Raw genomic sequence first — 12,381 nt, forward strand, 5'->3', positions numbered from 1 at the left:
CGGAGAGGGCTCTGTCTTTCTCCGTAGTTATAAAGTCGTATTTGACTATAAAATAAAATCGTTACAAATAATAAATATTTAAATTTTAAAATTATGAAAACAATTAGTAAAATGTTAATGATGGTAATTCTATTAATTGCAGGATTTACCGCCAATGCGCAAACTGCTCCAGCAACTGATACAAATTTAACTCCTATGGAGCAGTATTTTATTGGTAAATGGAAATTAGATGTATTTGGTTTACCATCAGGAGATGGTGTTATGATACTGACGCTTACTAAAACAGATGGTGTTCTTGGCGGAACCATAGGTAATGAAGGTACTGCAGAAACGCTTAAATTAACAAAAGCAGAGATTAAGGGAAATACCTTAGCAGTTCGATTTATTGGCGGCGGATGGGATGTTCCTATGTATCTTGATAAAAAGGATGAAACATCTTTAGTTGGTAGTATGAATGACATGTTTGATGTAGAGGGAAAAAAGATTATTGAAAATAAATAGGATCTAACATTATAATACTATCGTAGTTCCTGTATAAAAGCAGGAACTACTTTTTTTAAAATTGAACAAATTTTAATTTGTAATTTCTAATTTGTTTTAAATTCTTTATTCAATTATTTTCTAAAATAAATGATTGACTTCTTTTTTAAAGTTATTTCTATTTCAAACAGTATTTAAAAAAGTTTTGGATAATGATGGACTTTTCATCATATAAAGCTCATAATTATGAAAATTGTAAGTCGATATTAGAAAACCCGCAACTTGAGATGCTGTCGAAGTGATTAATGTGAGAGGAGCTATTGAAATTCATATCTTAAAGGAAAATTATAGTAAGCTATTCTTGGGGCTTTTTGGTAATCTTTAGAAAGCTATAATTTGGAATGTAATCACTCGAATTGAAAGATAAAAGCTATCTAATTGTTGGGCTTATTTACTTAGTAACTTCAGTAATGATGTTATTAAGAAGTCAAATCAATCCTTTTTAAATTAAGAATCATAATTTTTTTTTGAAATTCATTTTGATTGAAGCGCATAGACTGGATCAGTTCTTTTTTATCATTCAAGATATAAAGAAAATTGACTACTATAAAAATCCTGTTTTTGTTGATAATCAGTGTCCTAGTTGTTTTAAATGTAAGTTTTTTATTTTTTTATTGTTCATAAAAAAAATAAAAAGGTACGTCTAAAATTACGAGGACTAATAATCAGAAACAGTTTTTGAGATTTAATGAATTCAAATGTATCTAATTTGTCTCATTTTGAATTAATGAGATCAATATTTATTGGTCTTTTATAATACACTAAAAAATTAAATGTTAATGAAATCACACCTCTTAATTGCAATATTATTATCAGTTAAAATAGGTTTTTCACAAGAAAAAACACTCCCTAAATTAGGAAAATCTAATATAAAAGATGTTATTGCCGCAATGACCTTAGATGAAAAAATAAATTTTATTCGTGGTACAGGAATGCGAGGTAATACGGATCAAACTGGTCCAGTTGCTGGTGGAATAGATGGTAAAGTGCCAGGTGCTGCGGGAAGTACTTTTGCAATACCACGTCTGGGTATTCCATCAGTATATATGGCTGATGGTCCGGCAGGATTAAGGATAGATACACTTAGAGCAAATGATCCCAAGAGATACTACTCTACAGCATTTCCTACAGGTACAGCTTTGGGTTCTACTTGGAATACCTTTTTGGTGAAAGAAGTAGGAAAGGCAATGGGAAATGAAGTGCTTGAATATGGTGTAGATATTTTATTGGCTCCCGGAATAAATATTCAACGAAACCCACTTTGTGGTAGGAATTTTGAATATTATTCAGAAGACCCTTTTGTGGTTGGTAATATTGCAACTGCTATGGTTCAAGGGATACAATCATGTGGAGTAGGAACATCGGTTAAACATTTTGCAGTAAATAATCAAGAAACCAACCGCTACAGTGTTGATGCAGTAATTGGACAGCGAGCAATGCGTGAAATTTATTTAAGAGGTTTTGAAATGGCTGTTAAAAATGCCAAACCCTGGACTATTATGAGTTCATATAATAAATTGAATGGTGTTTATACATCTGAAAGTTATGACTTATTAACAACAATATTGAGAAAGGAATGGGGTTTTGACGGGATTGTCATGACGGATTGGTTTGGAGGGCGACAACCTTCAGAACAAGTAAGAGCAGGTAATGATTTGTTAATGCCCGGAAAAGATACTGAATATTCAGCGATAAAAGACGCTGTTGAAAACAACACACTTAATATTCAAATACTAGATAGAAATATTGAAAATATTCTGAACTTAATTCTTAAAACGCCTACATTCAATCAATATAAAAATTCAAATAATCCTGATTTGAAGGCTAATGCAGCAATTGCCCGAAAAGCAGCATCAGAATCTTTAGTTTTACTTAAAAATGAATACTCGGCTTTGCCAATAAAGAATAATAAAATAGCTTTATTTGGTAATGGTTCATACGATACTTATATAAGTGGTACTGGTAGTGGAGAGGTCTATAAAGCTTATAAAGTTTCGATCTCTGAAGGTTTATTAAATACAAATTGTAAACTTGATGAACAATTAACAGATTTATATAAAAAGCATATTGATGTTGAAAAAGCAAAAAGACCTAAGCGTTCCAGTTTGTTAGCTATTGAAAAACTTTTAGACGAAAAACAGTTTACAAATGAAGAGTTAGAAGCAATTGCTAAGAGTGCAGAAGTGGCAGTAATAACGATATCTCGAAACGCTGGTGAAGGTAGTGATAGAAATGTAGAAAAAGATTATTATTTACAACCTTCTGAACTACAGCTTATAGAAAGTGTTTCGAAAGCCTTTCATGATTATAACAAGAAAGTAGTTGTATTGCTAAATATTGATGCAGCAGTAGATGTAGCAGCATGGAGAGATAAAGTAGATTCAATTTTGCTTACATGGTTGCCAGGTCAGGAAGCTGGAAATGCAATTGCAGATGTATTAACTGGAAAAGTAAGTCCATCTGGACATTTAGCTATTACTTTACCAATGAGTTATGAAGATGTGCCATCAGTGGAATCCTTCCCTGGAAGAGGAGAGAAAAGACCCAAACAAGCTATTTATGATGAAGGAATATATGTTGGCTACAGATATAATACTTCTTTTAATGTTAAGCCGGCTTACGAGTTTGGTTATGGTTTGTCCTATACTAATTTTAGTATTGGAAAAATTAAATCAAATAAGAAGAATTTTTCTGATTCAATTAAGTTAACTTTTGATGTAAAAAACACTGGTAAAGTAGCAGGTAAGGAAGTAGTGCAATTATATCTTTCGGCTCCTCATAAATCAATGCATAAGCCAGAAAGAGAACTTAAAGCCTTTGTAAAAACAAATCTATTACAACCCGGACAGCGTCAAAAAGTGACCATTACTCTTACTCCAAAAGATTTGGCCTCTATTGATGAAAAAAGATTAGCCTGGATTGCAGAAAGCGGTATTTATACTGTAAGAGTAGGAAATTCAAGTCAAAATATTTTGCAAAATTTTTTATTTACACTTGATAAAGAATTGATTGTTGAAAAGGTAAACAATGTATTGAATCCAACAGAAAAGTTTGTTGAAATACAAAAATAGATATCCAATTTATAAAATAAATTTAGGTAGGGTAGTTGCAAACATTTCTGAATAAGGAGTAAAATGATATTTATAAAAGATGAAAATTAAAAGTAAAGTAATTGTAGTAACAGGTGGTGGAAATGGAATGGGAAGAGAATTGGTTCTACAATTGCTTGAGAGAGGATCAAAGGTAGTCGCGCTTGATGTAAATCAATCAGCACTTGAAGAAACAGCCAAATTAGCTTCTGAATGGTCGGATTTTCTTTCAATATATCCAGTTGATATAACTGATAAAGAAGTAGTTGAAACGCTAGTTGAGACAATAATTAACGAGCTTGGTTTTATAGATGGGATAATTAATAATGCAGGTATTATTCAACCATTTATAGATTTAAATAATTTAAGTTATGATTCAATTGAAAAGGTATTTAAAGTAAACTTTTTAGGGACTATTTATATAACTAAAAGTTTTCTACCGCATCTTCTAACACGTCCAGAAGCTCATATTGTAAATATATCCAGCATGGGAGGTTTTTTACCGGTTCCGGGTCAAACTATATATGGAGCAACTAAAGCAGCAGTGAAACTGATGACTGAAGGTTTAGCGCAAGAACTTAAACAAACAAATGTAAGGGTTTCTGTTGTTTTTCCAGGAGCAGTTGGCACAAATATTATGCAGAATTCAGGTGTTACGATGCCAGGTTTGGGAGATGCCAAAGTTCAGAAATCAGGAGTTAATTTGTCGCCAAAAAATGCTTCTAAAAAAATCATTGATAAAATAGAAAAAAATCAAGAGCGTATTTTTATAGGAAAGGATGCAATTATGATGAATTTATTGTACCGTATTAATGCCAGGTTCGCATCTGATTTTATTGGTAAACAGATGAATAAAATATTAAAGTAATTTAGGAAAATGCAAAATGGCGTTTTGAAAAATAAAACTATCTAAAATGTCATGAATAATATGGAATAGAAAGTATCCGGTGAATCCCTTTTTATATGATTGATGTGGTTAGTTACAATCAGATGTTGGTTTTTACAATCAAAAAAAGTGTGTTTTAACAAATTCATTCATCGGATTACTTTTTTATGTATTTAGAATCTTATTGTTTTTCAAGACTTTGATGTTTATTGTCATAAAGAAAAATAGATATTTCTGTAACGTCAAAATCAAGAAATCAAGTTTGATAAATGGATTTTTTTTACTTTATAATGAATCTTAAACAAAGATCGAATGTTTTATAATTAACTTGTAGTGAATTTAAATATTTAACATTTGTGGGTTTATTTCCTTAATGAACCATTTTTTTGAGATAGAATATCCGGTGAATATCGTTTTACATAAATTTTTAATTAGTTAGTTAAAATTAAATAATGGTTTTGTTATTGTTAAAATAGTATTTGTATTAATGAATTCATCGGATTACTTTTTTTTAAAAATTTCAGCTCCTTTTTTATAGATTTTGGAAATGTCAAACAAAAATTTAGAGGGAAAACTTTGGATTGTTTTTATAATGATGGTTCTTTAAAAGTTGTATTATAAATCCAAAACAATTTTTTTCATAAGGTGTTTATTTAGTATAAAACAAGGTAATCAAACAGTAATCAAGAAATGAATAATTAAATAATCATTTTGTGAGAAATATATAATTAATAAAACTTGAATAAATTGGGATTAGAAGTATTAGAATATCATAAAAGAGCTATGGCTAAACCAAATGGAATTGTAGAACTTGAAAAATAAATAACAACATAATTAATTAAAATTATACAACAATAATGACTTTAAAACACACACAAACCCAATGGGGACAATTTATACCTTTAGTAATTGTCTTCTTTTTTTGGGGATTTGTTGCAGCCAGCAACGATATTTTAATTCCTGTTTTCAAAAAAGCATTTGATTTAACTCAAGGTCAAAGTCAATTTGTATCGATTGCATTTTATATTTCTTATACGGTAGGTTCTTTAATCTATATGGGGATTTCGGTAATAATAAAAGAAGACTTGGTAAATAAAATTGGCTATAAAAATGGATTAGCATTAGGATTGGTAATTTCTGCCTTAGGTACTTTATTATTTTATCCTGCAGCTAATACAGAATCCTATCCGTTAATGTTAGCCGGTCTGTTTATCGTAGGCTTAGGTTTTTCATTGCAACAAACTGTAGCTAATCCATTGGCTATTGCTTTAGGGCCAATAAAATCAGGTTCTCAACGATTAACCTTGGCAGGTGGAATTAATAATTTTGGAACAACAATTGGACCTTTAATTGTTAGTTTTGCCATTTTTGGTTCTTCAGTAACTGAAAATACCGATTTGAGTGTTGAAAGTGTTAAGCTACCTTATTTAATACTTGGACTAGCTTTCTTGGTCGTCGCTGTATTACTAAAATTTTCTGCTTTACCAGAACATCCAGAAACGATAGAAGAGAATGCAGAAGATAGCATTTCAACAAAAAAATCTGCACTAAATTATCCCCAACTTATTCTGGGAATGCTTGCTATCTTTTTATATGTAGGAGTTGAAGTTTCAACTGCCAGTAATTTACCTTCTTATATGGAAAATAACTTAGGGTACACTATTGGAGCCATAGCACCTTACATCTCATTATATTGGGCTAGTTTAATGATAGGTCGATGGACAGGAGCTGTGGAAGCTTTTACTGATGATTTAAATATTCTAAATATACTGAGGTTTGTAGCACCTTATTTAGCTTTTGGTGTTTTTTTAGGTGTAAATGCAATCGCTAACCATGATTTAACTCCTTTCTATATTTATGGAGTGGTTATTTTGGTTTTAATTGCTGCTGACATGGCAAGTAAAGGAAATCCTGCCCGAATGTTACTTATTTTTTCTGGATTAGGAATTTTGGCTCTTATGACTGGAATGCTAACTACGGGAATTATAAGCGTGTATGCCTTCACGAGTGTTGGTTTGTTTTGTAGTACACTTTGGCCATGTATCTTTACTTTAGCAGTAAGCGGCCTGGGTAAACATACTAGTCAGGGAAGTAGTTTCCTTATTATGATGATTTGTGGTGGTGGAATAATTAGCTGGCTGCAAGGTTTTGTTTCTGAGAACATTGGAATTCAAAACAGTTATATTGTAGGTGTTTTATGTTTTTCTTATTTGATATTTTATGCATGGAAAGTAAGTGGTATTTTAAGACATCAGGGCATAAATTTTGACAAAAAGATTAGTGGAGGACATTAAGATATTAGAATATCATTTTAGTATCTGATGCGTGTGACAACGTAAAACCCGAAATTTATTTCAGGTTTTGGGTTTTTTATACAGTTTCTTGTTTCAGTTTTTTTAATTGTGAACGAACTTGATGTAGATTTTTGTTCATAAGATTTAGAATCATTTTATGGTGTTTTGAGTTTTTGTTTTTCAGACCTCAGCATTAAATAATTTCTATTTTAGAAAATGAAACTTCAAAGATTCCTAAAGGGATACCCCTCTATGCGGGCGGATAGAATTAGCGAATCTTTTTTTGTATAATATTCATTTGTAAAAAGGCAATGGCTTACAGTGTCTCTCTCTTTCATAAAATCCTGTACATTTTCTAATACAGCTATAGTGATGTTTTTGTCTGAAAAGGTCAATCCGAAAAATGTTTTTTTTTTCAGCATATATTTCAAATTATGGCTTGTAGAATTTGTTGAATGATCATAATTTAAAGCGTCAGCTACGGAATTTTATTAAAATGTATAAAAATTATGGAATCCGTTTATTAAAAAAAAATACAACTACTGTTTAATATTAAGTTGTTAAAATTTTGAAAACAACAAGAACACTTTATTAGGTTCAAAATGAAGCATAGGTTAGGGGGTATTGTAAATATATGCAGTATATGTTGGCAGATTATATTTCTAAATTTCAATTATAAATAACACTATAAAAAAGTACATATTATGAATAGAAGATCTTTTCTTGAAAATACGGGTAAGTTCGGCCTAACTTTAGGACTGGCACCAATTATGAACCCATTAGATATTTTTTTTGATTTACCGGATGAAACGCAGATTAAAAAAGACTTGTTTTTTAAAATTTCCCTGGCACAATGGTCACTACATAAAGCCATCCTTTCAAAGGTTTTAGACCCGCTTGATTTTGCTAATAAGGCCAGAGAACTAGGCTTTGATGCTGTTGAATATGTAAGTATGCTTTACGCCATAGACCGCAGTAATACTACGTCATCTATCAGTAAATTAGTTAAGGAGCTTAAGAACCGCAGTGCTGACAACGGGGTTAGCAATGTGCTGATTATGGTTGACAATGAGGGCGGACTTGCATCTACAAACAAGGCTCTTCGCGAAGATGCAATTGATAATCACTCTCGCTGGGTAGATGCCGCTGCAGGTCTGGGCTGTCATTCAATTAGGGTAAATTTATCCGGCAGAGCGGAAAATTTTGAGATATGGAAAGAAAACTCGGTTGATGGTTTGGGCAGGCTTGCTGAATATGCCGACAAAAGCAAAATAAATGTAATTGTTGAGAATCACGGCGGTTTATCCTCTGATGGTGATAAACTTACACAGGTTATGAAAGCGATTAATTTAAAAAACTGTGGTACATTACCTGATTTTGGCAACTTCTGCTTGAAACGAGAATACAATAAATGTGTTGAAGAATATGATAAATACAGAGGGGTTGCAGAACTCATGCCATTTGCTAAAGGCGTTAGCGCCAAGACTTTTGATTTTGATGCTACAGGCAATGAAACCACTATAGATTATGTAAAGATGCTGCAGATCGTAAAAGATGCAGGTTATAGAGGGAGGATAGGTATAGAATATGAGGGTGATAGTTTGAGCGAAGAAGACGGAATTAAAGCTACAAAAGCATTATTAATAAATGCGGCAGCTAAATTGAAATAACTGATGAAAATACAAATACGTGCAAGGTTATCACTGATGATGTTCCTTGAGTTTTTTATATGGGGAGGATGGTTTGTTACCTTAGGTACCTACTTGTCCAACAGTCTTAATGCTACAGGATCACAAAGTGCTATGGCCTTTGTTACTCAATCGTGGGGTGCAATCATAGCGCCATTTGTCATTGGTCTTGTAGCCGACCGCTTTTTTAATGCTGAGAAAATTCTTGGCTTACTGCATTTGGCAGGCGCAGTATTGATGTACTTGCTTTTTAAAGCAGAAAATTTCGAGACTTTTTATCCTTATATGCTAGTTTATATGGTTGGTTTTATGCCTACACTGGCTCTGGTAAATTCAGTTTCATTTAATCAGATGAATGATCCGTCCCGCGATTTTACATCCATTAGGGTCTGGGGGACAGTTGGGTGGATTGTGGCAGGGCTTGCAATCAGCTATGTATTTCAGTGGGATTCTGCCTCTGCCATAAGAATGGGACTTCTTAAGAATACATTTTTAGTAACAGCAATCGCTTCGGCAGTACTTGGGGTATATAGTTTTACACTTCCGGCTACACCACCCAAAATAGCTTTGAGGCAAAGATCTTCGCTGAAGGAAATTTTGGGACTTGATGCACTGAAACTTCTAGCGGATAAAAACTTCTTATTCTTTTTTATAGCCTCTATACTGATTTGTATACCACTTGCTTTTTATTATCAGAATGCCAACCCCTTTTTGTCAGAACTTGGGATGGCGAATCCTACAGGTAAAATGACCATTGGTCAGGCATCTGAAGTTGGTTTCATGCTTTTGCTGCCATTTTTTTTTAAACGTTTTGGTATAAAAGCAAGTTTAATTGCAGCTATGCTGGCATGGTCAGTGCGTTATATTTTATTTGCATTTGGTAATGCAGGAGAATTTTCTTTTATGCTTATTACAGGTATTGCCCTGCATGGAGTATGTTATGATTTCTTTTTTGTAAGCGGTCAGATCTATACTAACTCTAAAGCAGGAGAGCATCAAAAAAGCGCTACTCAAGGTCTTATAACATTAGCAACATATGGCGTGGGTATGCTTGTGGGATTTGCTGTAGCAGGCTATATAACCGATATGTATAAATACGTCAAAGGAGTTGGTGGGCACAACTGGCAGGCTATATGGCTGTTTCCTGCGGGATTTGCTGTTGTGGTAACTATACTGTTCTCCTTTTTTTTTAAAAATGAAAAAATAGAGTATAAGCAATAAGCTATGAGAAAACTAAGAATGGGAATGGTTGGAGGCGGTATTGGCTCTTTTATCGGAGATGTTCATCGTAAAGCCGCAGGGATAGACGGGATGATAGATTTAGTCTGTGGTGCATTTAGCAGTTCAGCGGAAAAATCCAGACAGAGCGGTAAAGCCTTATATCTTCCTGAAGAGAGATGTTATGCTGATTTTGAAGAGATGATACTCGCAGAAAAACAGCTGCCACTTGGCGAACGCATGGATTTTATAGCGATTACTACACCGAATTACCTGCATTATGCGCCCGCTAAAATGGCGCTTGAGAACGGTTTTCATGTAGTGTGTGATAAACCTATGACTTTAAGTATTGAGCAGGCTCAGGACTTGGTAAGTGTAGTTGAACAAACTGGGCTTTTATTTGCACTGACACATAATTATACCGCCCATCCTATGGTAGTTCAGGCCAAAGCGATGACGGCCAATGGAGATTTTGGTAAAATACGAAAAATACAAGTTCAATATTTACAGGGTTGGATGTCCAGTGCTGTGGAAAATAATGAAAGTCCCAAAGATTTTTGGCGTATTGATCCCGCAAAATCGGGACTTGGTGGTGCTATTGGAGATATTGGTACTCATGCGGAAAACCTGACTGAATTTATTACAGGTTTAAGAATTACAGAACTAGCTGCCGACCTTGGCCGTTTTGGACAAGGCCGAATTCTGGATGATGACGGAAATATACTGCTGCGCATGGAAAATGGTGCCAAGGGTACGATGTCATTTTCTCAGATTGCTGCTGGGGAAGAAAATAACCTTTCAATTAGAATATACGGAGAGAAGGGGAGTTTAGAATGGCATCAGGAAAACCCTAACGAATTAATTACGCGTTGGCTTGATGAACCTAAAAAAATCTTTACGCCAAATGGCAATGGACTTTATCCAGAAGCGGCATTGCTCTCAAGAATCCCAGCAGGGCATCCCGAAGGATATCTTGAAGCCTTTGCCAGTGTATATCGAGGTTTTGCCCATCATTTAATGCTTATCTTAGCAGGAGAGACTATGGGTAGCTCGCATTACCCGACAGTTTATGACGGGCTTAGGGGATTACAATTTATAAACGCAGCTGTAAAAAGCGATAGCAATAATGCTGCATGGACAAAACTAGAATAATATGAAAACAGTAAAAGGACCAGGTATTTTTCTTGCACAGTTTATAGGAAAGACAGCGCCATATAATTCATTAGATGGTTTGTGCCAGTGGGCAGCAGAGCTAGGTTATAAAGGCATACAAATTCCGACATCCGATTCCTGGCTTATAGACCTTGATACAGCCGCGGTGAGTCAGGATTACTGCGATGAACTTAAAGGAAAAATAAACAGTTACGGCTTAGAGATAACTGAACTATCCACACATCTGCAGGGGCAGCTTGTGGCTGTGAATCCGGCTTATGATATTATGTTTGACAACTTTGCGCCCGTGGCAGTAAAAAATAACTCTAAAGCCCGAACCGAGTGGGCAATAGATGCGGTTAAAAAAGCAGCGACTGCATCTCGAAGACTTGGACTTCAAACACATGCCACATTTTCTGGGGCATTGTTATGGCATACTTTCTATCCTTGGCCGCAGCGCCCAAAGGGATTAGTGGAAGCGGGGTTTGAGGAACTTGGAAAAAGATGGCTTCCTATCCTGAATCATTTTGAAGATAATGGGGTTGATGTGTGTTATGAGATACATCCTGGTGAAGATCTGCATGATGGTATTTCTTTTGAGCGTTTTCTGGCAGCTACAGGTAATCACAGAAGAGTAAATATGCTTTATGATCCCAGCCACTTTTTATTGCAGCAGCTGGATTACTTAACTTACATCGACCACTATCATGAATTTATTAAAGCCTTTCATGTCAAAGATGCCGAGTTTAACCCCACAGGTAAACAAGGGGTGTACGGAGGTTATGCAGACTGGACTGACAGGGCGGGAAGATTCAGATCACCGGGTAATGGACAGATCGATTTTAAGGGTATTTTCAGTAAACTTACACAGTATGGTTGTGATGTATGGGCAGTAATAGAATGGGAGTGCTGTATTAAAAGTCCTGAACAAGGAGCAAGAGAAGGTGTGCCGTTTATCAAAAAGCATATTATAGAAGCTACACAAAAAGTATTTGACGATTTTGCAGGAGGTGAAACCGATCATGAAAAAATGAAAAAAATATTAGGTTTAGAATAAGCCTTGATATTAATCCTATTTCAAACCTAATTTGCCAGTATGTAAAAGTATTTTTAATACTTTTTATTTTTGATTAATCTTTTTAAAATAACAAACCAAAATTTAATTATTTGTAACTCTTTTGTTCTGATTATGTTTAATCAATTGTAATAAAAGTAAAGAAACTAATCTAAACGAAAGAAAGAAAAAAATAATGAAATGGATATACTAATTTAGCGTATAGTTGAAGTTTTTGTAACTAGGATTTTTAAATTTTAGACAAGAAGTATTTGTTTTTTTGTTGATGAAAAATATTTAAACTTCTATATCGTTTATTAATTTAAATTTATTGTAGTTTTTTTTTTACTTTGTATGCAATAAACTTTTAGATACTGTGTTAGATAATTTATAGGTTATTACAATTATAATGTTTAACTAAACGAAATAAAGTTATTCAAGACTTTTTGTATAATTAAAA

The 12,381-nt window shown here is 33.7% G+C and carries 8 protein-coding genes and 1 pseudogene; 8 read left to right on the plus strand and 1 reads right to left on the minus strand.

From position 1 onward, the window contains the following. Positions 1-93 precede the first annotated feature (93 nt). The 4 genes from H599_RS0108385 (at position 94) to H599_RS0108410 (ending at position 6,809) form a co-directional block, all read left to right on the plus strand. Positions 94-501: a hypothetical protein gene (locus H599_RS0108385; protein WP_051590684.1), complete on the plus strand. Its 408-nt coding sequence runs from the start codon at positions 94-96 to the stop codon at positions 499-501. Between the two features lie 818 nt (positions 502-1,319). Further along, positions 1,320-3,611 (plus strand): glycoside hydrolase family 3 C-terminal domain-containing protein, encoded by a 2,292-nt coding sequence (locus tag H599_RS19395; RefSeq protein WP_155960764.1) that lies wholly within the window; start codon positions 1,320-1,322, stop codon positions 3,609-3,611. Between the two features lie 79 nt (positions 3,612-3,690). Then, the gene (locus H599_RS0108400) at positions 3,691-4,497 is read left to right on the plus strand and encodes an SDR family NAD(P)-dependent oxidoreductase (RefSeq protein WP_026713721.1); all 807 of its coding nucleotides are present in this window, start codon (positions 3,691-3,693) and stop codon (positions 4,495-4,497) included. Between the two features lie 875 nt (positions 4,498-5,372). Then, complete coding sequence (locus H599_RS0108410) at positions 5,373-6,809, plus strand: MFS transporter (RefSeq protein ID WP_026713722.1); 1,437 nt, start codon at positions 5,373-5,375, stop codon at positions 6,807-6,809. Between the two features lie 224 nt (positions 6,810-7,033). On the opposite strand, the pseudogene H599_RS21405 reads toward H599_RS0108410, so the two are convergent. Continuing rightward, positions 7,034-7,249, minus strand: a pseudogene (locus tag H599_RS21405) (PcfJ domain-containing protein); the annotation flags it as partial. Between the two features lie 264 nt (positions 7,250-7,513). Here H599_RS21405 and H599_RS0108420 point away from each other — a divergent pair. Genes H599_RS0108420 through H599_RS0108435 form a run of 4 tightly spaced genes read left to right on the plus strand, consistent with a single transcriptional unit; the run spans position 7,514 to position 11,924 of the window. After that, positions 7,514-8,479 (plus strand): sugar phosphate isomerase/epimerase family protein, encoded by a 966-nt coding sequence (locus H599_RS0108420; RefSeq protein ID WP_026713724.1) that lies wholly within the window; start codon positions 7,514-7,516, stop codon positions 8,477-8,479. 3 nt (positions 8,480-8,482) lie between these two features. Beyond that, positions 8,483-9,718 (plus strand): nucleoside permease, encoded by a 1,236-nt coding sequence (locus tag H599_RS0108425; RefSeq protein ID WP_026713725.1) that lies wholly within the window; start codon positions 8,483-8,485, stop codon positions 9,716-9,718. Positions 9,719-9,721: 3 nt separating this feature from the next. After that, on the plus strand, positions 9,722-10,867 hold the full coding sequence (locus H599_RS0108430) for a Gfo/Idh/MocA family protein (protein ID WP_026713726.1): 1,146 nt from the start codon (positions 9,722-9,724) through the stop codon (positions 10,865-10,867). Position 10,868: 1 nt separating this feature from the next. Beyond that, positions 10,869-11,924 carry a sugar phosphate isomerase/epimerase family protein gene (locus tag H599_RS0108435; protein ID WP_026713727.1) on the plus strand — a complete coding sequence of 352 codons (1,056 nt, stop codon included), beginning with the start codon at positions 10,869-10,871 and terminating at the stop codon, positions 11,922-11,924. Positions 11,925-12,381 lie beyond the last annotated feature (457 nt).

It is taken from the genome of Flavobacterium daejeonense DSM 17708 (assembly GCF_000425425.1).
GTDB classification, from domain to species: Bacteria; Bacteroidota; Bacteroidia; order Flavobacteriales; family Flavobacteriaceae; genus Flavobacterium; species Flavobacterium daejeonense.